19 protein-coding genes and 1 pseudogene are annotated in these 23524 nt (G+C 66.7%); 15 read left to right on the forward strand and 5 right to left on the reverse strand.

Annotation, left to right across the window (positions count from 1 at the left end; translation table 11 throughout):
- Positions 1-40: 40 nt before the first annotated feature.
- Both wrbA and VH567_RS16090 read right to left on the reverse strand, forming a co-directional pair.
- Positions 41-643, reverse strand: a complete 603-nt coding sequence (wrbA, locus tag VH567_RS16085; protein ID WP_423327253.1) for an NAD(P)H:quinone oxidoreductase — start codon at positions 641-643, stop codon at positions 41-43.
- 183 nt (positions 644-826) lie between these two features.
- Positions 827-1546: a pirin family protein gene (locus VH567_RS16090; protein WP_423327254.1), complete on the reverse strand. Its 720-nt coding sequence runs from the start codon at positions 1544-1546 to the stop codon at positions 827-829.
- Positions 1547-1785: 239 nt separating this feature from the next.
- Between VH567_RS16090 and VH567_RS16095 the strand changes: the two genes are divergently transcribed.
- The 5 genes from VH567_RS16095 to VH567_RS16115 all read left to right on the forward strand — a co-directional run bounded on the left by VH567_RS16095 (position 1786) and on the right by VH567_RS16115 (position 8288).
- Entirely contained in the window at positions 1786-2676 is an 891-nt protein-coding gene (locus VH567_RS16095) for a LysR family transcriptional regulator (RefSeq protein ID WP_423327255.1), read from the forward strand.
- 72 nt (positions 2677-2748) lie between these two features.
- Positions 2749-3270, forward strand: a complete 522-nt coding sequence (ybeY, locus tag VH567_RS16100; RefSeq protein WP_423327256.1) for an rRNA maturation RNase YbeY — start codon at positions 2749-2751, stop codon at positions 3268-3270.
- An 8-nt stretch (positions 3271-3278) separates the two neighbouring features.
- A complete protein-coding gene (locus VH567_RS16105) occupies positions 3279-4184 on the forward strand; it encodes a hemolysin family protein (protein WP_423327257.1) in 906 nt (301 codons plus the stop codon).
- A gap of 194 nt (positions 4185-4378) precedes the next feature.
- Positions 4379-6652 carry a catalase/peroxidase HPI gene (gene katG, locus VH567_RS16110; RefSeq protein WP_423327258.1) on the forward strand — a complete coding sequence of 758 codons (2274 nt, stop codon included), beginning with the start codon at positions 4379-4381 and terminating at the stop codon, positions 6650-6652.
- Positions 6653-6962: 310 nt separating this feature from the next.
- Positions 6963-8288, forward strand: coding sequence for a PQQ-dependent sugar dehydrogenase (locus VH567_RS16115; protein WP_423327259.1), 1326 nt, complete (start codon positions 6963-6965; stop codon positions 8286-8288).
- A gap of 44 nt (positions 8289-8332) precedes the next feature.
- On the opposite strand, the gene VH567_RS16120 is transcribed toward VH567_RS16115, so the two are convergent.
- Both VH567_RS16120 and hrpB read right to left on the reverse strand, forming a co-directional pair.
- Positions 8333-8614: an ETC complex I subunit gene (locus VH567_RS16120; RefSeq protein ID WP_056051595.1), complete on the reverse strand. Its 282-nt coding sequence runs from the start codon at positions 8612-8614 to the stop codon at positions 8333-8335.
- Positions 8615-8623: 9 nt separating this feature from the next.
- Positions 8624-11066: pseudogene (hrpB, locus tag VH567_RS16125) on the reverse strand (ATP-dependent helicase HrpB).
- A 123-nt stretch (positions 11067-11189) separates the two neighbouring features.
- On the opposite strand from hrpB, the gene VH567_RS16130 reads away from it, so the two are divergent.
- The 3 genes from VH567_RS16130 to VH567_RS16140 all read left to right on the forward strand — a co-directional run bounded on the left by VH567_RS16130 (position 11190) and on the right by VH567_RS16140 (position 15669).
- A complete protein-coding gene (locus tag VH567_RS16130; protein ID WP_423327260.1) occupies positions 11190-13709 on the forward strand; it encodes a penicillin-binding protein 1A in 2520 nt (839 codons plus the stop codon).
- Positions 13710-13822: 113 nt separating this feature from the next.
- On the forward strand, positions 13823-14950 hold the full coding sequence (gene prfB / locus VH567_RS16135; protein ID WP_423327261.1) for a peptide chain release factor 2: 1128 nt from the start codon (positions 13823-13825) through the stop codon (positions 14948-14950).
- Positions 14951-14973: 23 nt separating this feature from the next.
- Positions 14974-15669 (forward strand): class I SAM-dependent methyltransferase, encoded by a 696-nt coding sequence (locus VH567_RS16140; RefSeq protein ID WP_423327324.1) that lies wholly within the window; start codon positions 14974-14976, stop codon positions 15667-15669.
- A gap of 141 nt (positions 15670-15810) precedes the next feature.
- Here VH567_RS16140 and VH567_RS16145 read toward each other — a convergent pair whose 3' ends face one another.
- Complete coding sequence (locus tag VH567_RS16145; protein ID WP_423327262.1) at positions 15811-16188, reverse strand: JAB domain-containing protein; 378 nt, start codon at positions 16186-16188, stop codon at positions 15811-15813.
- Positions 16189-16288: 100 nt separating this feature from the next.
- On the opposite strand from VH567_RS16145, the gene VH567_RS16150 reads away from it, so the two are divergent.
- From VH567_RS16150 to VH567_RS16180, 7 genes are all read left to right on the forward strand, one after another.
- A complete protein-coding gene (locus VH567_RS16150; RefSeq protein ID WP_423327263.1) occupies positions 16289-17083 on the forward strand; it encodes a thymidylate synthase in 795 nt (264 codons plus the stop codon).
- Positions 17084-17137: 54 nt separating this feature from the next.
- Positions 17138-17656: a hemerythrin domain-containing protein gene (locus tag VH567_RS16155; RefSeq protein WP_423327264.1), complete on the forward strand. Its 519-nt coding sequence runs from the start codon at positions 17138-17140 to the stop codon at positions 17654-17656.
- A gap of 193 nt (positions 17657-17849) precedes the next feature.
- On the forward strand, positions 17850-18314 hold the full coding sequence (locus tag VH567_RS16160; protein WP_423327265.1) for a dihydrofolate reductase: 465 nt from the start codon (positions 17850-17852) through the stop codon (positions 18312-18314).
- 108 nt (positions 18315-18422) lie between these two features.
- Positions 18423-19346, forward strand: coding sequence for a bifunctional riboflavin kinase/FAD synthetase (locus VH567_RS16165; protein WP_423327266.1), 924 nt, complete (start codon positions 18423-18425; stop codon positions 19344-19346).
- A 62-nt stretch (positions 19347-19408) separates the two neighbouring features.
- Positions 19409-22375 (forward strand): isoleucine--tRNA ligase, encoded by a 2967-nt coding sequence (gene ileS, locus VH567_RS16170; RefSeq protein WP_423327267.1) that lies wholly within the window; start codon positions 19409-19411, stop codon positions 22373-22375.
- Positions 22368-22871, forward strand: coding sequence for a signal peptidase II (gene lspA / locus VH567_RS16175; protein ID WP_107963221.1), 504 nt, complete (start codon positions 22368-22370; stop codon positions 22869-22871). The genes ileS and lspA overlap by 8 nt, the downstream gene beginning before the upstream one ends.
- Positions 22864-23277, forward strand: a complete 414-nt coding sequence (locus VH567_RS16180) for a DUF3035 domain-containing protein (protein WP_423327268.1) — start codon at positions 22864-22866, stop codon at positions 23275-23277. The genes lspA and VH567_RS16180 overlap by 8 nt, the downstream gene beginning before the upstream one ends.
- Positions 23278-23524 lie beyond the last annotated feature (247 nt).

Consider the following 23524-nt stretch of genomic DNA (forward strand, 5'->3'; position numbering starts at 1 on the left):
SCCCCCACCCCGACCCTCCCCTGAAGGGGAGGGAGTTAGGTCAGGCGGTCAGCTTGGCCGCGGTTTCGGCGATGCGCTTGCCCTGGTAGCGGGCGCCGTCGAGCTCGTCCTTGCTTGGCTGGCGGCTGCCGTCGCCGTCGGCGATCGTCGTTGCACCGTAGGGCGAGCCACCCTTGACCGCATCGACGCCCATCTGCGCCTGGAAGCCGTAATCGAGCCCGACGATCGTCATGCCGTGATGCAGCAGGTTGGTCAGGATCGAGAACAGGGTGGTCTCCTGGCCGCCATGCTGGCTGGCGGTCGAGGTGAAGGCACCGCCGACCTTGCCGACCAGCGCGCCCGAGAACCACAGCCCGCCGGTCGTATCCCAGAACTGCGCCATCTGCGCGGGCATCCGGCCGAAGCGGGTCGGCGCGCCGACGATGATCGCGTCATACTGGGCGAGCGCGTCGGGGCCTTCGATCTCGGCGTGCGCGGAATCGGTCTTGAAGTGCGCGGCCTCGACCACCGACTGCGGCGCAGTCTCGGCGACGCGGCGGATGTCGACGTCCGCACCACCGGCGCGCGCGCCCTCGGCGACCGCGTCGGCCATCGTCTCGAGATGGCCGTAGGACGAGTAATAGAGCACGAGAACCTTGGTCATTTCGTTTCCTTCGTGGCTCCCCCTCCCGCAAGCGGGAGGGGGCTGGGGGGTGGGCGCCCGGCTTCGGCAAGCGATCCGGGTTGAAAGGCGTATCTTCGACTGTCTTCTCGTCAGGGGCGTCTCGCGAGGGGTGAGCGCGGGCCCACCCCCTGCCCCCTCCCGCAAGCGGGAAGGGGAAGAAGGTTATTCCGAGTCGACCAGAACGATCTCAGCGTCGTCCTGTGCCGTGATCGTCACGGTCTGGCCGCCGAGCAGCGCGGCACCGTCGCGCGCGCCGAACGCCTCGTCGCCGATCGTGATCGCGCCGGTCGCGGGGACCAGATAGACGTGGCGCCCCTCGTCGATCGCATAGTCGACGCTGTCGCCCGCCTTCAGCGTCGCCGCCAGCACGCGGGCATTGGCACGGATCGGCAGTGCGTCGGTGTCGCCCTCGAACCCGCTGGCGAGCGTCACGAACTGGCCCGACCGTTCGCCCTTGGGGAAGGGCTTGGCGCCCCAGCTCGGCGCGCCGCCTTTGCGCGAAGGCTCGATCCAGATCTGGAAGATCGTCGTCGTCTCGGATTCGAGATTATACTCGGCATGGCGGACGCCGCTGCCCGCACTCATTACCTGGACGTCGCCAGCCTCAGTACGGCCTTTGTTACCGAGCGAATCCTGGTGGGTGATCGCGCCCGAGCGGACATAGGTGATGATCTCCATGTCCTGGTGCGGATGCGGCGGGAAGCCCGAGTTGGCGGCGATCTGGTCGTCGTTCCACACCCGGATCGCGCCCCAGCCCATCCGGGCGGGATCGTAATAGCTGGCGAACGAGAAATGATGCCGCGCGTTGAGCCAGCCGTGATCGGCATGGCCGAGGCTGGCGAAGGGGCGGCGGTCGATCTTGGTCAGGGTCGTGGTCGTCATGGTGATGTCTCCACTAGTTGATCCCAAGATAGGCGCGCGGATCGCGGCGTAAATAGAAACGGTGGAAACCGATCGTTTCGGTGCTAGCGTGGCTTCCGTGAAATCAACCACCCCGGCGAAGGCCGGGGCCCAATTGGAAAGGTCGACATAACGGAGGACTGCGCTTCGTTATCGATGTCCCCCAATTGGGCCCCGGCCTCCGCCGGGGTGGTGTCTTACCGATATCTCTGGAGCCCCCCATGCGCCTGCCCGATCTCGAAGCCTGGGCGATCTTCGCCAGTGTCGTCGAGCACCGTTCGTTCAGCGCCGCCGCCGACGCGGTCGGCCTCAGCAAGGCGACCGTGTCGAAGGCGATCACCCGGCTCGAGGCGCATCTCGGCCAGTCGCTGTTCCACCGCACTTCGCGCCGCCTAGCACTGACCGAGGCGGGCAAGCCGCTTGCCGAGCATGCCGCGCGCATTCTTGCCGAGGCGCGCGCGGCGGAAGAATCCGCGCATGATGCTGCCCGCGCGCCCACCGGCCGCGTCCGCCTTGCCGCGCCGATGAGCTTCGGCATCACCAACGTCGCGCCGCTGCTCGCAGAATTCCTCGCCGCGCATCCCGGCATCGAGGTCGACCTGCACCTGTCCGATGCGCGCGTCGACATCGTCGCGGAAGGGTTCGACGTCGCACTGCGGATCGCCGAGCTGCCCGACAGTTCGCTCCGCGCGAGGCGGCTGTGCACGATCCGCACGCACATCGTTGCCGCGCCGCGCTATCTCGCCGAGCATGGCACGCCGACGCATCCCGCGCAGTTGGGCGAGCACAAGCTGTTCGGTTATTCGAACGTCGTCGGCCCGTGGCGCTTTCACGGCCCTGGTGGGGCCGAGGTGTCGGTGCGGACGCAAGGCCAGCTGACCGCCAACAGCGGCGAGGCAATCCTGCCCGCGCTGCTCGCCGGGCTCGGCATCGCGCGGCTGCCCGACTTCATCATCGGTGCGCATCTCGCCAGCGGCGCGCTGGTCGAGCTTCTCGTCGACTGGGCGCCGGGGCCGATCGGCCTGCATCTGCTGACGCCACCGAGCCCGCTCCGCCCTGCCCGCGTCGAGGCCTTGATCGCGTTTCTCGGCGAACGCCTGCGCGATCGCTGAGAAACACGCTGGTGCGGAACTTCTGTTCGAGGGTAATGCTTTCGTCCTGACGCCATCGCCCGAAAGGCCCGCATGCTCGAAATCGCGCTCTCGTCCGACGCTCCCTGGCCTGGCCAAGGCCCTGGGTATGATTGGGAGGCGCTGGCCCTTCGCGCGGCGACGGCAGCGATCGAGCGGACTCCGCACGGCGAACTGCTGACCAGCGCGGCGACGGTCGAGATCTCGATCCGGCTTGCGTCGGACGACGAGGTCCACACGCTCAACAAGCAGTATCGCCAGAAGGACAAGCCGACCAACGTCCTGTCGTTTCCGATGGTGCAGCCCGACCTGCTCGCCACGGTCACCCAGAATTCGGACGACGGTGAAGTGCTGCTCGGCGACATCATCCTCGCCCACGGCGTCTGCGTCGCGGAAGCTGCCGAGCGCGGCATTTCGGTCGAGGATCATGCGATGCATCTGATGGTGCACGGTACGCTGCATCTGCTAGGCTATGACCATATCGACGACGACGAGGCCGAGGGCATGGAGCAGATCGAGCGCGATGCGCTCGCGGCGCTAGGCCTACACGACCCTTACTTCATAACAGAGGACTGACGACCACGATGGCCGATGGCCCCAATGCCGGAAACGGCGATAGTAGTACCGAAAGCGGCATCTGGCGCGGGCTGAAGGGCCTGATCTTCGGTGCGCCCGAGGAAACGCTGCGCGACCAGCTCGAACATGCGATCAACCAGCACGAGGGCGATCCCGCCCCCGATGCGGTCGGCGATCTCACCCCGCTCGAACGCCAGATGGTCCGCAACCTGCTCCATTTCGGCGAGCGTGACGCAGGCGACGTCGGCGTGCCGCGCGCGGACATCGTCGCGGTCGAGGAAGGCACGAGCTTTGCCGATCTCGTCCAGCTGTTCGCCAATGCAGGACATAGCCGCCTGCCGGTGTACCGCGAAAAGCTCGATACGATCATCGGCATGGTCCACATCAAGGACGTCTTCAACATCCTGGCCACAGGGGCCGATCACCCCGCCTCGATCGCCGACCTGATCCGCGAGCCGCTCTACGTGCCGATGTCACGCGGTGCGCTCGATCTGCTGGCGGACATGCGCCAGAAGCGGGTTCATCTGGCGGTGGTGCTCGACGAGTATTTCGGCACCGAAGGTCTCGTCACGATCGAGGACCTGATCGAGGAGATCGTCGGCGATATCGAGGACGAGCATGACGATGCGCCCGAGGCGTTGCTCGTGCCGATCGACGGCGGCGCGTGGGATGCGGATGCGCGTGCCGAACTGGAGGACGTCGCGCAACTGATCGACGCGCGGCTGGCGGAGGCGGACGGCGACGTCGACACGCTCGGCGGCCTCGCTGCACTGCTCGCCGGACACGTGCCGCAGATCGGCGAATGCGTCGATCATCCGAGCGGCTGGAAGTTCGAGATCACCGAAGCCGACGAACGCCGCATCAACCGATTGCGTCTGCATCCGCCGGTCGTGCCGATCGAGGACGACGACTGACACCTATTTTCGTTCGCCCTGAGCGAAGTCGGAGGGCCTGCCGTATACGCAGATGCTTCGACTTCGCTCAGCACGAATGGCGATTGATATATATCACTCAACCGATCACTGCGGACGACGTAATCTATTTCACCAATCAATCGGGGAGTGGCATACCCTATTCCAACTTCAGAAGACGCTGAATTGGAGATGGTATGACCACGGACGCAACCACCGCAGCCCCCGCTGCCGGACAATGCCCGATGCATGGCGGCTCGACCCACCAGGCGACCAACGAGCCGGGCAAGATGGATGGCCCCGCCGTTCTCTTCGAGATGTCCAACCGCACCTGGTGGCCGAACCAGCTCAACGTCTCGGTGCTCCACCAGAACCCGCCCGCGGGCGATCCGATGGGCGAGGACTTCGACTATGCCGAAGCGTTCAAGGCGCTCGATCTCGCTGCGGTGAAGGCCGATATCTTCGCGCTGATGACCGACTCGCAGGAGTGGTGGCCGGCCGATTTTGGGCATTACGGCCCGCTGTTCATCCGCATGGCGTGGCATGCCGCGGGCACGTACCGCATCGGTGACGGCCGCGGTGGCGCGGGCGCGGGTCAGCAACGGTTCGCGCCGCTGAACTCGTGGCCGGATAACGCCAACCTCGACAAGGCCCGCATGCTGCTGTGGCCGATCAAGCAGAAGTACGGCCAGAGCCTGTCCTGGGCTGATCTGCTCGTGCTCACCGGCAATTGCGCGCTCGAATCGATGGGCTTCCAGACCGCAGGGTTCGCGGGCGGGCGCATCGACGTGTGGGAGCCCGCGACCGACGTGAACTGGGGCGCCGAGCGTGAGTGGCTTGCCGACGAGCGCTATTCGGGCGACCGCGATCTCGCGCACCCGCTGGCCGCGGTGCAGATGGGCTTGATCTACGTCAATCCGGAAGGTCCGAACGGGAACCCCGACCCGCTGGGCTCGGCACGCGATATCCGCGAGACGTTCGCGCGCATGGCGATGGGTGACGAGGAGACCGTCGCGCTGATCGCCGGTGGCCACACCTTCGGCAAGACGCATGGCGCCGCCGAGCCCGATCCGTATATCGGGCCGGAGCCGGAAGGCGCGTCGATCGAGATGCAGGGTCTCGGCTGGGCGAACAGCTACGGCAAGGGCAACGCCGGTGACACGATCACCAGCGGTCTCGAAGTCACTTGGACGCAGGAGCCCACCAAGTGGACCAACCTGTATTTCGAGAATCTGTTCGGTCACGAATGGGAGCTGACCAAGAGCCCGGCCGGTGCGCACCAGTGGATCGCCAAGGACGCGGCCGAGGACGTGCCCGACGCGCATGACGCCACAAAGAAGCATCGCCCGACGATGCTGACCAGCGACATCGCGCTGCGTGTCGACCCTGCGTACGAGAAGATCTCGCGCCGGTTTCACGAGAACCCAGACGAGTTCGCCAAGGCGTTCGCCGAGGCCTGGTACAAGCTGACGCACCGTGACATGGGTCCCTACCCGCTGCTGCTCGGCCCCGAAGTCCCGGCCGAGCCGCGCATCTGGCAGGATCCCGTGCCCGCCGCCGAAGGTGAGCCGCTGTCCGACGCCGACGTTTCGGCGCTGAAGGCGAAGATCCTTGATTCGGGTCTGTCAATCTCGCGTCTGGTGAAGACGGCGTTCGCGTCGGCTTCGACCTATCGTGGCACCGACAAGCGTGGCGGCGCGAATGGTGCACGCATCCGTCTCGCGCCGCAGAAGGATTGGGCGGTCAACGAGCCGGCGGAACTGGCCAAGGCGCTCTCGACGTACGAGGGCATCCAGCGCGACTTTGCCACCGGCGGCAAGACCGTGTCGCTTGCCGACCTGATCGTGCTCGGCGGCAACGCGGCGATCGAGGCGGCGGCGAAGAAGGCGGGTCACGATCTGACCGTGCCGTTCACGCCGGGCCGTACCGATGCATCGCAGGAGCAGACCGATGCGATCTCGTTCGCGCCGCTCGAGCCGCGCACCGACGCGTTCCGCAACTATCTCGGCGAGACTTCGGTCTATTCGGCGGAGGAGTTGATGGTCGACCGCGCGCATCTGATGGGCCTCACGGCGCCTGAGATGACGGTGCTCGTCGGTGGCCTGCGTGTGCTTGGTGCCAACCACGGCGACTCGAAGCTCGGGGTGTTCACCGATCGTCCCGAGACTCTGACCAACGACTTCTTCCGCAACCTGCTGCGGACGAGCTTTACTGCGAAGTGGACTGCGGTTGGTGACGGCACCTTTGAAGCGAAGGATCGCAAGACCGGCGAGACGACGATGACGGGTAGCCGTGTCGACCTCGTATTCGGCTCGAACTCGCAGCTGCGGGCACTGGCCGAAGTGTATGCGGCGGACGATGCGAGCGAGAAGTTCGCGGGTGCGTTCGTGAAGGTCTGGAACAAGGTGATGAACGCCGACCGTTTCGACCTGCCGAAGGTGCGGGCTGAGCAGGACGCCGCGATCTCGTAAACGCGACGTTTGAGTGATGAAGAAAGGTCGCCAGCAGCAATGCCGGCGGCCTTTTTTGTTGGAAGTGGGCGGGGATCGGAAACCATCGATCCTCCCCTTGCAGGGGAGGTGTCAGCCCGTAGGGATGACGGAGGGGTGACCCGCTATCGAGAGGGCGACACCCCTCCGTCTGGCTGACGCCAGCCACCTCCCCTGCCAGGGGAGGATGAAATGGGGGCCGCCGTAATCGAAACCCGTCATCTCAGCAAAAGCCGAGATGACCGTCGGGTAGAGATTGCCCCCGCCCGCTCGCCCTCCTAATCTCCCCCCCATGCGCAAACATATCCTCATCGTCCTCGGCCTGATCCTGCTGGTGATCGCCGCGGGCGTTACCTATCTCGCCTGGCCGGACACGGCGAAACTGCCGGTCGACCAGGTCGCCGGCAAGCTGCCCAAGATCACCGATCCGCGCATCCAGACGATCCCGACCGTCAAGGTCGCGAAAGTCGTCGGCTGGCAGAACGGCGCGATGCCCACCCCCGCCGCGGGGCTGAAGGTCCAGCCGTTTGCGACCGGGCTCGATCACCCGCGCTGGATGTACCGCCTGCCCAATGGCGACGTGCTGGTGGCGGAAACCAACTCGCCCCCGCGCGAGGGCGGCGGGATCACCGGCTGGGTAATGAAGGTGCTGATGGGCCGCGCCGGCGCCGGCGTGCCGTCCGCGAACCGTATTACGCTGCTCCGGGACACAAACGGCGACGGCGTTGCGGAAACCAAGTCGGTGTTCATGACCGGCCTCAACTCGCCGTTCGGCATGACATTGCTCGACGGTCAGCTCTACATCGGCAACACCGACGCGCTCGTCCGCGTCCCCTACACCGACGGCGCGACCAAGATCACCGCCAAGCCCGAGCTCGTCATCAAGCTCAACCCCGGCGGCAATCACTGGGCGCGCAACGTCATCGCTGCGGCCGACGGCAAGACGCTCTACGTCGGCGTCGGCTCGTCCTCGAACATCGCCGAGAACGGCATGGACGCCGAGAAGTACCGCGCCAACATCCTGCAGGTCTGGCCGAAGGACAAGAACTGGCGGATCTACGCCGCGGGCTTGCGCAACCCCAACGGCATGGCGATCAACCCGAAGTCGGGCGGCCTGTGGACCGTCGTCAACGAGCGCGACATGCTCGGCTCCGATCTGGCGCCCGATTACCTGACGCAGGTCGAGTTCGGCGATAATTTCGGCTGGCCCTGGTATTATTGGGGTGGCTATCCGGACAGCCGCGTCGAACCGAAGAACCCCGCGCTCCAGCAATATTCGAAGCGTCCCGACTATGCGCTCGGACCGCACGTCGCCGCGCTCGGCCTGACCTTCTCGGCAGACGCCAAGCTTGGCGCACGCTTCGCCAACGGCGCGTTCGTCGGCGAGCACGGCTCGTGGAACCGCAAGCCGGTGTCGGGTTACAAGGTGGTATACGTGCCGTTCGGCGACACCGGCTTCCCGGCGGCGAACGCAAAGCCGGTCGACGTGCTCGGCGGGTTCCTGAACACGGACGGCGACGCACAGGGTCGCCCGGTCGGCGTCATCACCGACAAGACCGGTGGCCTGCTGGTCGCGGACGACGTCGGCAACGCGATCTGGCGGGTCACCGCAGGCTGATCGCCACGCGACGATCGGGACGTCAGCGCGTCCCGATCGTCGTGTTACTTGAAATTGTCGGCGTAGCTCTGAAGCTTGAGCGTCTTCTGCGGCGCCGGGACGACGGTGTAGCCGAACCCTTCGCGCTCGCAGTGCGCGATCGCGGCTTCCGCGGTCGGGAACAGCAGGCGCAGCTGATCGCGGGTGTCGCCGCTGCCGGCCCAGCCGGTGAGCGGGTCGGGGCGCTTGGGCTCCGAGGGTTCGAATTCGAGCTGCCAGGCGTCGGTCCGGTGCTTGCCGGACTGCATGGCGTTCTTGGGGCGCTGGAAGATACGGGCGGTTGGCATGAGACCCCCTTATCGCGAACCGGCGGCCCTTGCATCCGCCTTTTTCGTGCGCAGCGTCGCGGATGCCGCGGCGGGGTCGTCGGGCCAGGGATGCTTGGGGTAGCGACCGCGCATTTCCTTCGCCACCGCGGTCCAGCTGCCGGCCCAGAAACCGGGGAGGTCGCGGGTAGTCTGGATCGGGCGGCCGGCGGGGGATGTGAGGCTCAGCACCAGCGGTACGCGGGCCTCGCCGATTACCGGGTGGACGGCGAGGCCGAACAGCGCCTGGACGCGGAGTTCGACGCGCGGGCCGCCTTCCGCGGCGTAGTCGATCGCGTGCGTGCTGCCGGCAGGGCTGGTAAAATCGGGCGGGGCGAGCCGGTTGATGGTCTGCATCGCGTCCCAGCCCAGCAGATTGCGGAGGGCTTCGGCGAGTGCACCGGGGGCGATCGCGTCGAGCCGGCGCTTGCCGGTCAGCAGGGGGGCGAGCCATTCGTCGGTGCGGGCGAGCAGGGTCGCGTCGTCGAGCGGTACGCCGGCATAGGCGGCGCGGTCGCGCAGGGCCTGGGCGCCGTCGCTCCACGGGAGCAGCGCGAGGCCGTGCTCGCGGACGCCGTCGATGAGCGCGGCGAGGATCGCGTCGGGGTCGGCGCCGCTGTCGGGGCCGCTGGACAGGCGGATCGCGCCGAGGCGGCGCTCGCGGAGGGCCTGGATGCCGCCGGTCGTGGGGTCGAACGTGACCGTGCGGCGGGATTCGATGCGGTCGGCGAAGAGGGTTTCCACAGTCGTTTGGTCGATCGCGACGGCGGACAGGATGCGAGCGCCGGCGGCCGAGCCTTGCGTGTCGGCGACGGCGAGCCATTCGGAGCGGGCGAGCGGCGAGGTGGGGTCGAGCTTGAACCCGCGGCCGCCGACCGAGGCCCAGGTCTCGCCGGACGCGTCACGGCGGCGCGCCACGCGATCGGGGAAACCGAGCGCCACGCATACTTCTGCTCCCCCGCCCGCTTGCGGGAGGGGGGGCAAGTTTCGCCCACCTTTCGGCCATTGCTCGTGCCGCTTGCGCCTTGGCCCCACGTTCGGTTTTCCAGCGGCGGAGGCGGGTTTCGAGGTCGACGTCCTGCCCGCCGATGCCGCGTTCGCCTAGGAGGACCGCGATTTGGGCCGCTGTGTTCGCCAGCCCCCGCTCCCCTGCACGCAACAGCATATGCGCGAGCCGCGGCGGCATCGGGAGCTTCGCGATGGCGCGGCCATGCGGCGTCGGGCGACCGTCTTCGATCGCCTCCAGCGTCGTCAGCCGCGCCATCGCTTCGTCGATCGCGGCGGCGGGGGGTGGGTCGATCCAGCGGAGGTCTCGCGGGTCGCCGACACCCCATAGCGCGCAGGCCAAGACCAGCGCGGAGAGGTCTGCCTCCAGGATCTCGGGCGGATCGTAGCGCGGGAGGCCGGCGGTCGCGGCCTCTTCCCACAGGCGATACGCTATGCCGGGTCCGAGGCGCGCGGCGCGGCCGGCGCGCTGGGTGACGGCCGCCTGGCTCGCGCGCTCGGTGACCAGCCGCGTCATGCCAGCGGCGCGATCGTAGCGGGGGCGTCTTGCCAGCCCCGAGTCGACGACGATGCGGATGCCGTCGAGCGTCAGGCTGGTCTCGGCGATGCTGGTCGCGAGCACGACTTTGCGCCGGCCGTCGGGTTCGGGGAGGATCGCGGCGCGCTGCGCGGCCGGGTCGAGGCTGCCGTGGAGTTCGTGCAGGACGATGTCGTCGGGCAGATTGGCGAGGCGGTCGGCGGTGCGCTCGATCTCCGCGACGCCGGGGAGGAAGGCGAGCACGCCGCCGTCCGCTTCGCCGAGCGCGCGGCGGATCGCGGCGGCGACGGAGTCCTCGATGCGTAACTCCGCCTGACGGCCGATGTGGCGGAGCGTCAAAGGATAGCTGCGGCCTTCGCTCTCGATGACGGGGGCGCCATCCATCAATGCCGCAAACCGCGCGCCGTCGAGCGTTGCGGACATGGCGACGATGCGGAGATCGGGGCGGAAGCCGGCCTGGACGTCTAGCGCCAGCGCGAGGCCGAAATCGCCGTCGAGGCTGCGTTCGTGGACTTCGTCGAACAGGACTGCGGACACGCCGGCGAGTTCGGGATCGGCCTGGATGCGCGCGACGAAGATGCCTTCGGTGATCACCGTGACGCGGGTCGCGGCGGAACGCTTGCTGTCCATGCGGGTGGCGTAGCCGAAGGTCTGGCCGACGGGCTCGCCGGCGGTCGAGGCCATGCGTTCGGCGGCGGCGCGGGCGGCCAGGCGTCGGGGGGAGAGGAGGAGGATCTCGCCGGTGCACCAGGGTTCGGTGAGGAGGGCGGGGGCTACTGCAGTGGTTTTGCCGGCGCCTGGAGGGGCTACCAGGACGGCTGATTGGCGTTCGCGCAGGGCTGCGAGGAGGTCGGGGAGTACGGCTAGGATCGGGAGTGGCGGCGGGGTCATGCGGGCCTGCTGCCACAACGGGGGGTTGGGTGACAGGTTTTGTAGTCGGGTGCCCCTCCCGCCCCCCATCGCACCGGAGGCTGGCAAGCGCTCGCTAACCTGCTAGACGCTGCGGCAGTAATCATGGCGTCCGATCCCTCCCCCAACTCGACGACGGCGACAGGCCGCACTTCCGACCGGCTGCGCGGCAAGTTTGCGCGTGCGTGGGCGAGTCGCTGGACCAAGGCCGCGCTGGTGCTGGTCGTGCTCGGCTTCGTCGCGATCTTCGCGTTCTGGTTCGCGGTCATGCGCGATCTGCCTTCGGTCGATACGCTGCGCACCTACGAGCCGCCGTTGCCGACCAATGTCCGCGGGATCGATGGCGCGCCGATCCATTCCTACGCGCGCGAACGGCGCGTCGAGCTGAGCTATGCCGAATATCCGCCGCTGCTGGTGAAGGCGTTCCTTGCCGCCGAGGACAAGTCGTTCTTTGAGCATCACGGCGTGGATTATCCCGGCCTCGCTGGCGCGGTGTACGACTATGCAAGCAAGCTTGGCACCGGCAAGCGCGCCAAGGGCGGCTCGACGATCACGCAGCAGGTCGCGAAGAACCTGTTGATCGGCAACGCGTATTCGCCGTCGCGGAAACTGCGCGAGGCGGTGCTGGCGTACAAGATCGAGGATACGCTGACCAAGCCGCAGATCCTGGAGCTGTACCTCAACCAGATCGCGCTGGGGCGCAACGCGTTCGGCGTCGAGGCGGCGTCACACGCGTATTTCGACAAGGAACTCGACCAGCTCGATCTCGCGCAGATGGCGTATCTCGCGATCCTGCCGAAGGGGCCGTCGAACTACGATCCGGTGCGCAATACCGAGCGCGCGATGATTCGGCGCAACTATGTGCTGAACCGGATGCTCGACAACGGCTTCATCACGCGCGCGCAGCGTGACCAGGCGAATGCCGAGCCGCTGGGGGCGGTCATGCGGCGCACGCCGAAGTTCGAGAGCGTCGGCGGGTATTTCGTCGAGGAAGTCCGCCGCCAGCTGATGGCGAAGTTCGGCGAGAGCGCGAAGGACGGCCCGTACAGCGTGTATTCGGGCGGACTGTGGGTTCGGACCTCGTTCGACGCGAAGCTGCAGGATCTCGCGCAGCAAGCCTTGCGTGATGGTCTGGTGCGGTTCGACAGTGGGCGCGGCTGGAACGGGCCGATCCGTCATGTCGAGATCGAGGACGACAACTGGCTCCAGCCCCTGCTCAACAGCAATATCGCGCTCGACTACCGCGATTGGGTCGCGGCGATCGTGACGGGCAAGGACGGCAACGCCTGGAGCCTCGGCTTCCGCACGGGCAAGACCGGCACGCTGCCGCGCTATGCCGCGCAGATGGCGGTGCGCGGCAAGGGCGGCAACGCATTCGGCGCGATCGAGGTCGGCGATATCATCGCGGTGGCGCCGGACGGTGGTACGTTCGCGTTGCGGGCGATCCCGAAGGTGTCGGGCGCGTTCGTCGTCGAGGAGCCCGCGTCAGGCCGCGTGCTGGCGATGCAAGGCGGGTTCGACGACCGGTTGCAGGCGTTCAACCGCGCGACGCAGGCGATGCGGCAGCCGGGTTCGACGATCAAGCCGATCGTCTATTCCGCTGCGCTCGACAACGGCATGACGCCTGCTTCGATCATCGTCGACGGACCGTTCTGCGTCTATCAGGGCGCGCGACTGGGGCAGAAATGCTTCCGCAACTTCGGCAATTCGCGTGGCGCCGGGCCGCACACGATGCGCTGGGGCATCGAGCAGTCGCGCAACCTGATGACGGTGCGCGCCGCCGCGCAGACGGGGATGCCGAAGGTCGTCGCGACGATCAAGAAGATGGGGGTTGGCGATTACTCTCCGTATCTCTCGTTCGCGCTCGGCGCGGGCGAGACGACCGTGGGGCGCATGGTCAACGCGTATTCGATCCTCGCCAACAACGGGAAGGGCGGACCGCCGTCGCTGATCGACTTCGTGCAGGACCGTCATGGCAAGGTGATCTGGCCTGAGAATTGGCGGCCGTGCGACCGGTGCAATGCGCCTGACTGGGACGGCAAGCCGATGCCGCGGCCTATCACGCGCCAGCGCCAGGTGCTCGATGCGATGACCGCGTACCAGATGGTCCACATCACCGAGGGCGTCGTCCAGCGCGGCACCGCGGTGACGTTGCGCGAGCTCGATCGGCCGATGTTCGGCAAGACCGGCACCAACAATGGCCCGACCGATGTGTGGTTCATCGGAGGTACGCCGCAATTCGTCGGCGGGCTGTATATCGGCTTCGATACGCCGCGGAATCTCGGTGGTGCGGCGCAGGGCGGTACGCTGGCTGCGCCGATCTTCAAGCAGTTCGCGGTGAAGGCGTATGAAAATCTCCCTAAGCTGCCGTTCCGCGCGCCGGCGGGTATCCGTATGGTCCGGATCGATCGTGGGAGCGGCCGTCCGGTCTATGGCACGTGGCCGAATACCGACGATCCGAAGCCCGCGGTGATCTGGGAAGCGTTCAAGCCCGAGAGCGAGCCACGCCGTGCTGCACGACGTTCCGATGCAGCCCCGGCCGCGGCGGCGACCACCACCGCGGTGAAGAAGGCCGAAGCTCCGCGCGACAGCGATTTCTTGCAAAGACAAGGCGGAATCTACTAGCGCAGTTCCTACATCGTCATCCCAGCGCACGCTGGGATCTCAACCCGCACCCGCGCCCTCGCGGACGGAGATCCCAGCGTTCGCTGGGATGACGGACATTTTGGAGAATACCCATGCGCGCCGAAGCGCAGGCTCACGTAGACACCATCAACGACGCGCTGGCGCTGCTGCGCCGCTTCCTCGACTGGGACCGCGCGCTGCGTCGTCTCGACGAGCTGAACGCGCGCGTCGAGGATCAGGCGCTCTGGTCCGATCCCAAGGCCGCGCAGGAGGTGATGCGCGAGCGTCGCCGTCTCGACGAGGCGATCAGCGCGACGCGGGCGATCCAGAGCGAGTTGTCGGACACCGCCGAGCTGATCGAGATGGCCGAGGCCGAGGGCGATACCGCGTTGGTGGCGGACGGCGTTGCCGCGCTTGCCGAGCTCGCCGCGCGGGCCGACCGGGACAAGATCAAGGCGTTGCTCGCAGGCGAGGCCGACGCCAACGACACCTATATCGAGGTGAACGCGGGCGCCGGCGGGACCGAGAGCCAGGACTGGGCGGGCATGCTCAGCCGGATGTATTCGCGCTGGGGCGAGCGCCACGGGCTGAAGGTCGAGCTGATCGACCAGCATTCGGGCGAGCAGGCGGGGATCAAGTCCGCGACGCTGCTGCTCAAGGGCGAGAACGCGTACGGCTATGCCAAGACCGAGAGCGGCGTGCACCGGCTCGTCCGGATCAGCCCGTACGACTCGGCGGCGCGGCGGCATACGTCGTTCGCCAGCGTCTGGGTGTACCCGGTCGTCGACGACAATATCGAGGTCGAATACAACGAGAGCGACCTGCGGATCGACACCTACCGCGCGTCGGGCGCCGGCGGCCAGCACATCAACACGACCGATTCGGCGGTGCGCATCACGCACATCCCGACCGGGATCGTCGTGCAGTGCCAGAACCAGCGTTCGCAGCACAAGAACAAGGCCGAGGCGTACAATCAGCTCCGCGCGCGTCTGTACGAGCGTGAACTGGCGATCCGCGAGACTGCCGCCAACGCCGAGAATGCCGGCAAGACCGATATCGGCTGGGGCCACCAGATCCGTTCGTACGTACTCCAGCCGTACCAGATGGTGAAGGACCTGCGCACGGGCGTCGTCTCGACCAGCCCGTCGGACGTGCTCGACGGCGATCTCGAGATGTTCATGGCGGCGGCGCTGTCGCAGCGCGTGACCGGCGAGGCCGTCGAGGTGGAGGACGTCGATTGAAGCTCAAGGGTGCCCTTGCCCTGATGCTGTCGCCGGTATTCCTGCTCGCGGCGTGCGACGGCAGCAAGCCGCTGATCAAGCGCGAGCCCAAGGAGCCGGTGTTCCCTGCCGCCGACCGTCCGGTAGCGTCGATCGTGTCGTCGCGCTGGTCTAACGAAGAAGCGCGCGATCGGCTGAACGAGGCGGGTGAAGTCATGAACAAGGCCGAGATCCGCAAGGGGATGACGGTCGCGGACATCGGCGCGGGCGAGGGGTACTACACGATCCGCATGGCTGCGCGGGTCGGCAAGGACGGGCGTGTGCTGGCCGAGGACATCGTCGCGAGCGTGCGCGATACGCTGGCGGAGCGCGTCGCGCGCGAGGATCTGGCGAACGTCAGCGTGAAGCTGGGCGAGCCGAACGATCCCAAGCTGCCCGAGGCGAGCTTCGACCGGGTGCTGATGGTGCACATGTATCATGAGATCGAGCAGCCGTACGAGTTCCTGTGGCGGTTGCGGCCGTCGCTGAAGCCTGAGGGGTTGGTGGTGGTGGTCGATGCGAACCGACCGACGCAGAACCACGGCACGCCGCCGGCGTTGCTGAAGTGCGAGTTCGCGGCGGTCGGGTATACGCAGGTGGATATGGACGACATGCCGTCGGCGGGCGGGTATCTGGCGACGTTCCGCGCGACTGGGCCGCGGCCGAAGCCGGAGGCGATCCGGGCTTGCCGGTTGAATTGAGCACCAAGTCCTCCCCTGCAAGGGGAGGTGGCAGCCCATCGGGCTGACGGAGGGGTATCGCGCTATCGAGAGGGTATCACCCCTCCGTCTGGCAAGCGCCAGCCACCTCCCCTTCTAGGGGAGGATTGATGTGGGGAGTGGTCAAACCACCCCCATCGCGCGCAAGCTTGTTACCTGGTCTCCCGCGATCACCAGATGGTCGAGCAACACCACTTCCAACGTCCGCAACCCTGCCGCCAGCGCCTGGGTAAATGCCACATCGCGCGCACTCGGCGTTGCGTCGCCGCTCGGATGGTTGTGCGCCATCACCACGCCGACCGCACCAAACCCCAGCGCATCCACCGCGATCGTCCGGATCGTGACCGGCACCCGGTCACGCCTGCCAGCGACATGCCGCATCCCGAGAAGCCTCCGATTCGGATCAAGATACGCAACCGCCACCGTCTCGACCGTGGCATTACGCAACCCGGCGAACAGCGCGCGAGCCGCCGCGAGGTCCGCGATACGAGGAGAAGGCACGGGCAACGGCGGCACGTACCCGCCTGCCCCGCGACGCCCGCCACCGCACGCGCAACTACATCCGCTTGAGCCCCCGCCCCCGCGCCGCTACGCAAACCCGATGCGCCAATATCTAGACCTCATGGACCGCGTGCTCTCGACCGGCGTCGAGACGATGGACCGCACCGGCACCGGCACGCTCAGCGTGTTCGGCGCGCAGATGCGGTTCGATCTCGCACAGGGCTTCCCCGTGCTCACCACCAAGAAGCTTCACCTTCGCTCGATCATCGTCGAGCTCCTGTGGTTCCTGCGCGGCGACACCAACGTCCGCTGGTTGCAGGAGCGCAAGGTGGCGATCTGGGACGAGTGGGCGGACGAGAACGGCGATCTCGGTCCGGTCTACGGCAAGCAGTGGAGCGACTGGGTCGCCGCCGATGGCCGCCACATCGACCAGATCGCCGAGCTGATCGCGCAGATTAAGACCAACCCCGCCTCACGTCGCCAGATCGTCAGCGCGTGGAACCCGGGCGACCTGCACGCGATGGCGCTCGCGCCGTGCCACTGCCTGTTCCAGACGCACGTCGCGAACGGCAAGCTGTCGCTGCAGCTCTACCAGCGCTCGGGCGACATCTTCCTCGGCGTGCCGTTCAACATCGCCAGCTATGCGCTGCTGACGCACATCCTCGCGCAGCAATGCGGGCTGGAAGTCGGCGAGTTCATCTGGACCGGCGGCGATTGCCACCTCTATTCGAACCATCTGGAGCAGGCGCAGCTGCAGCTGACACGCTCGCCGGGGCCGTTGCCGCGGCTCGAGATTTTGCGGAAGCCGGACTCGATCGATGCGTACGAATATGAGGATTTCGTGCTGCACGATTACGTTGCGCAGGCGCACATCAAGGCGCCCGTCGCGGTCTGAACAGAGAGCGAATCGCAATAGGAACCGGCTGCGTGCTGCGTGGTTCAGAGGCGCATGGACATCACCCAACTCATTCTCGACGAACACGCGCAGCAGCGTAACCTCTTTGCGCAGATCGATTCGATCGACGCCAAGGACACCGAGGCGCTGTCGGCGCTGTGGACCCGCCTCAAGAACCTGCTCGACGCGCATGCCGAGGCGGAAGAGCGCTTCTTCTACCCGCGGCTGATGAAGATCGGCACCGGTGGCAATGATGCCGAGTCGGCCGCCGAGGAGACCGAGGACGCGATCGAGGACCATAACGACATCCGCGAGACGGGCGAGGCGGTCGACAAGCACCCGGTGGGATCGGACGCCTGGTTCGAGGCGGTCGGGGAGTGCAATAAGGCGAACAGCGATCACTTGGCAGAGGAAGAGCGCCAGGGCCTGACCGACTTCCGCAAGCATGCGACGCTAGAGGAGCGGCATGAACTGGGCGTGCGGTTTGCGGCGTTTGAGGCGAATCATCTTAATGGCGTGAAGGTCGTTGAGAAGGATCCCGAGGCGTATGTGAAGGAACATGCGCCAAACTGAACCGCGCCACCGACTTGCTACCACCCCGGCGAAGGCCGGGGCCCAGTTGGAAAGGTGGAAGTAACGGAGTGCAGTTCTCCGTTAGCGACGTTTCCCAACTGGACCCCGGCCTCCGCCGGGGAGGTGCTTTGGGTTAGGTTCTGGCACAATGCTCGAAGTGGCTCTTTGCCCTCGATTGCGGCATTACCACCGCATGATCACCTTCTACCTTGCCCGCGCCAGCAACGGCGTCATCGGCCGCGACGGGCACCTCCCGTGGCGTCTCCCCGCCGACCTGAAGCGCTTCAAGACGCTGACGATGGGCAGGCCGATGGTCATGGGGCGCAAGACGTTCGAGAGCTTCCCGAGCCCCCTGCCCGGTCGCCGCCACATCGTTCTCACACGCGGCGACTGGACGGCGGCGGGTGCGGAGGTTGCGCATTCGATCGAGGAAGCGCTGGCGATGGCCGGCGACGATGTGGCGGTGATTGGTGGCGCACAGATTTATGCGCAGTTGCTCCCCCATGCCGACCGCATCGAACTGACCGAAGTCCATGCCGAGCCAGAGGGCGACGCGACCGTTCCCGCGTTCGACGGCTGGGTGGAGGTCGCCCGCGAAGACTACCCCATCGAGGGCGAACGGCCGGCATACAGCTTCGTAAGCCTGGTTCGCTCCTAGCTTGTTCTCCCGCGAAGGCGGGAGCCCAGGCTGGACTCTCGCCTTCGCGGGAAAACAAGCTTACAGAAGGACTATCGCCTTTCGCGACGGCTGGTTACTGACCCGCGCATGCAACGGCTCGACGGTGGCGCTTCCATCCCTTCGTATCTGGCGAACGGGATCGTCGCGCTGGGGAATTTCGACGGATTTCACCTTGGCCATCAGGCCGTGGTCGCGCGCGCGGTCGCCTGGGCTCATGCCGAGGGGCGCCCCGCAATCGTCGCGACATTCGACCCGCATCCGGTCCGCCATTTCCGCCCCGACACCCCGCCCTTCCGCCTGACCACGCTCGATCAGCGCCAGCAGCTTTTCAAGAAAGCCGGCGCCGATGCGATGGTCGTGTTCAATTTCGACGGCGATCTCGCCGCACTGACCGCCGAGCGCTTCATCACCGAACGCCTCGAACGCAACCTCCGCGTCGCCGGCGTCGTCACCGGCGAGGACTTCACCTTCGGCAAGGGCAAGGCCGGCACCGTCCGCACGCTCGCCTCGCGTGGCCCCGCGCACGGGTTTCGCGCGGAAACGGTCGGCGCGATCGAACTGGAGGGAGAGGTCATCTCCTCCACCCGCATTCGCGAAGCCCTCCGCGCGGGCGACATGGCCACCGCAACCCGCCTGCTAACGCGCCCTTTCGCGATCCAGGGTTTCGTCCAGCATGGCGACAAAGTCGGCCGGACGATCGGCTATCCGACCGCCAATCTCGACATGGGCAATTACCTGCGCCCCGCCTACGGGATCTACGCGGTGACCGGGCGGCTCGAGGACGGGCGCGTGCTGAAGGGCGCCGCCAACCTAGGCATCCGCCCGAGCTTCGATCCGCCCAAGGAATTGCTCGAGCCGCATTTCTTTGATTTCGGCGAGGATCTGTACGGGCAGCGGATCGAGGTTTCGCTGATCGAGTATCTACGTGCCGAGGCGAAGTTCGCCAACCTCAATGCGCTCATCACGCAGATGGACGCCGACTGCGCGCGCGCGCGGACGATCCTGGCATAACCCTCTCTGCGAGGGAGAGGGATGGCAACGCGCGGCGCTACCGGCTACAGCCCGGCCCACTTATGACCGATACTCCTGCGCCCGCCCGCGATTACCGCGACACCGTCTTCCTGCCGAAGACCGACTTCCCGATGAAGGCGGGCCTCGCCGCCAAGGAGCCGGCGATCCTGGAGCGCTGGGCGAAGCTCGGCATCTACGACCGGTTGCGCGAACAGCGGCTCGGGCGCGAGCGGTTCATCCTGCACGACGGCCCGCCGTACGCGAACGGCGACATCCACATGGGCCACGCGATGAACAAGGTCCTGAAGGACATCATCGTCCGCTCGCAGTCGCTGATGGGCAAGGACGCGCCCTACGTCCCCGGCTGGGATTGCCACGGCTTGCCGATCGAATGGAAGGTCGAGGAAGCGTACCGCGCGAAGAAGCTCAACAAGGACGACGTGCCGGTCGCGCAGTTCCGCGCCGAATGCCGGGCGTATGCCGAGAAATGGGTCGCCGTGCAGAAGGCCGAGTTCGAGCGGCTCGGCGTGATGGGCGACTGGGCCGATCCGTATCTGACGATGAAATATGAGGCGGAAGCCACCATCGTTGGCGAGCTGCTGAAGTTCGCCGAGAGCGGCCAGTTGTACCGCGGCGCCAAGCCGGTGATGTGGTCGCCGGTCGAGAAGACCGCGCTCGCCGAGGCCGAGGTCGAGTATGAGGACATCGTCTCCACCCAGATCGACGTCGCGTTCGAGATCGTGGACGCGCCCAACGCGCCGGAGCTGGTCGGCGCGCATGCGGTGATCTGGACGACCACGCCGTGGACGATTCCGGTGAACCAGGCGCTGAGCTATGGGCCTGAGATCGAGTATGTCGCTGTCGAAGCGAGCTGGGACCGCGAACTGACGGACGCGTCGTTCGAAAATGGCGGCAATGTCATCAACAAGAAGTTGGTGATCGCTGAAGTGCTCTTGCCGCTCGTCGCAAAGCGCATGGGCTTCACTAGCAGCAATGTTATCTGGCGCGGTAAGGGCTCCGACCTCGCCGACGCAACCGCGCGGCACCCGATGCAAGCACTCGGCGGGTTCTTCGCGAAGCCGCGCCCGTTCCTCCCCGGCGAGTTCGTCACGACCGACGCGGGCACCGGGCTCGTCCACATGGCGCCGGACCACGGCGAGGACGATTTCGAACTCTGCAAGCAATACGGCATCGACCCGGTCTTCGCGGTCGACGGCGCGGGAATGTACCGCGCCGACTGGGCGTGGCTCGGTGGCCAGGGCAGCGTCATCAACAAGAAGTTCGTGGGCGCCGACGGCCCGATCTGCACCGACCTGCGCGAAGCCGGCGCGTTGCTCGCGGCGAGCGACGATTTCAAGCACAGCTATCCGCATTCGTGGCGCTCGAAGGCGAAAGTGATTTTCCGCGCGACCCCGCAATGGTTCATCCCGATGGATGCCTCGACGTCGCTCGGCACCGACGGGCGTGCAACAGAGTCCCCCTCCCGCTTGCGGGAGGGGCTAGGGGAGGGCCTGTCCAACGACACCGCGCTTTCCGCGACAAGCCCTCCCCCGACCCCTCCCGCAAGCGGGAGGGGGGAAGAGTCGAACGGCGCAACGCTCCGCGAAATCGCGCTCGACGCGATTGCCGCGACCACCTGGATCCCCGCGCGCGCGGAAAACCGGATCACGTCGATGGTCCAGGGCCGCCCAGACTGGGTCATCTCGCGCCAGCGTGCCTGGGGCGTGCCGATCGCGCTGTTCGTGAACCGCGTCACCGGCCAGTACCTTAACGACCCAGCGGTCAACGCCCGCATCGTCGAAGCCTTCCGCGAGAACGGCGCGGATGCGTGGTATGCCGACGGCCACCAGGCACTGCTCGGCCCCGACTACGACCTCGCCGACTATGAGGTCGTGAAGGACATCCTCGACGTCTGGTTCGACTCCGGCTGCACCCACGTCTTCACCGTGGAAGCACGCTATGGCGAGGGCACCCGCGCCAACCTGTACCTCGAAGGTTCGGACCAGCATCGCGGCTGGTTCCAGTCGTCGCTGCTCGAAAGCTGCGGCACCCGCGGTCGCGCACCATACGACGCGGTCCTCACGCACGGCTTCGCGCTCGACGGCCAGGGGCGGAAAATGTCGAAGTCGCTCGGCAACGTCGTCGATCCGCTCAAGATCATCGGCGAGTCCGGCGCGGACATCCTGCGCATGTGGGTCGCCTCGACCGACTATTTCGACGACGTGAAGATCGGCAAGGAGGTGCTCGCCACCGCCTCCGACGCGTATCGGAAGCTGCGCAACACGTTCCGCTACATGCTCGGCGCGCTCGAAGGCTTCGAGGAGTCGGAGCGCGTCGCGGTATCCGACATGCCCGAGCTGGAGCGCTACGTACTCCGCCGCCTCGGCATGATCGACACCGAACTGCGCCAGGCCGCCGAGGCGTACGAGTTCAACCGCTACACGCGCCTGCTGACCGACTTCGCGAACGAGGATCTGTCGGCGTTCTTCTTCGATATCCGCAAGGATTCGCTCTATTGCGACGCACCGAGCGATATCAAGCGCCGGTCGTATCGCACCGTCCTCGACGTGCTGTTCCACGCGCTCGTCCGCTACGCCGCGCCGGTGCTGTGCTTCACCGCCGAGGAAGTGTGGCAATCGCGCTTCCCCAACGACGACAGCTCGGTACACTACCTCGAATGGCCGTCGCTGCCTGAGGTGGAGGATGGCGTTGCTATCGGGAAGAAGTGGACGCAGATCCGTGCGCTGCGCGAAACCGTTACCGAAGCAATCGAACCGATGCGTCGCGAAAAGACTGTTCGCTCAAGCTTAGAGGCAGAAGTGACAATTCGATCGGTGTCGCCTCTTGCGCCGAATGAAGCAGCGGAGTTGGCCGAGGCGTTCATCGTTGCCAAGGTCACGCCGGGCGACGCCGTCACCGTGACCCGCACCGACTTCCACAAATGCGGCCGCTGCTGGCGCCACCTCCCCGAGGTGACGGTTGATGGCGAGCTCTGCAACCGGTGCGACGAGGTAGTGGCCGATGCGTAACCTCCCCAAAGCCGGGTTCGGCGCGGCGATCGCGCTGTTCCTCGCCGACCAGATCAGCAAATGGGCGGTGACAAAGCCCCTCGGGATCGATTCGCTCGGCGACTCGCAGACGATCACCTCGTTCTTCGACCTGCGCTTCGTGCCCAACATCGGCATATCGCTCGGGCTGCTTCCCGCCGACGGGCACCTGACCCGCTGGGCGCTGGTGCTGCTCACCGGCGCGATCGCGGTCGGCGTCGCGGTGTGGATGACGCGCGAGAAGAACCCCGCCGATCAGGTCGCGCTCGGCTTCGTGCTCGGCGGCGCGATCGGCAATATCCTCGACCGGATCCGGCTTGGATATGTGGTCGATTTCGCCGACCTGCATATCGGCGAGTGGCGTCCGTTTTTGGTCTTCAATGTCGCCGATGCAGCGATTACTGTCGGCGTGCTCGTCCTGCTTGTTCGGGCGCTCCTCGTGCGCGAGAAGCCCCCTGTGGAGAATTCCCATGCGTAAGTTCGTACCCCTGGCCGCCGGCCTCACCTGCGTCGCGCTGCTCAGCGGCTGCGGGGCAGGCCGTAGCCTCGATCGCGCACGTCCGGACGAGTTCGCCGTTGCGCGCCAGGCGCCGCTCGTGATCCCGCCCGACTTCGCGCTGGTCCCGCCACAGCCGGGTGCCGCGCGTCCGCAGGATACCGCGGCCAACGCACAGACGCTCGACGCGCTGTTCGGTGGTGCCGCTGCGCGTAGCCCGGCGGAGTCCGGCGTGCTCAGCGACGCCGGCGCCGACAGCGACGATCCCGGCATCCGCTCCAGCGCAGGCGATCCCGGCACGACGGTCGTCGACAAGGGCTCGACCACGCGCGACATCGTCGCGGCGCCGGAAGGCGACGGCCAGGACGCACGTACGACTGCGAACTGATCGGGGTTTCCCTGAAGGACGAAAAAGGGCGGCTCCTCGCGGGGCCGCCCTTTTTCGTATCGGCTGATCTTGGTCGCACCTAAATCCGTCATCCCAGCGAAAGCTGGGATCTCACCATGTGGCGAACGTCGCCCGCCTCGAGGGATACCCCAGCTTTCGCTGGGGTGACGGAATGGGGATTGGGGGAACGGGAACGGGGATTGGGATAGCCTCGGCAACCGCCTTCTTGTTCTCCCGCGAAGGCGGG

Source organism: Sphingomonas sp. 4RDLI-65, assembly GCF_049472435.1.
Classification (GTDB): domain Bacteria; phylum Pseudomonadota; class Alphaproteobacteria; order Sphingomonadales; family Sphingomonadaceae; genus Sphingomonas.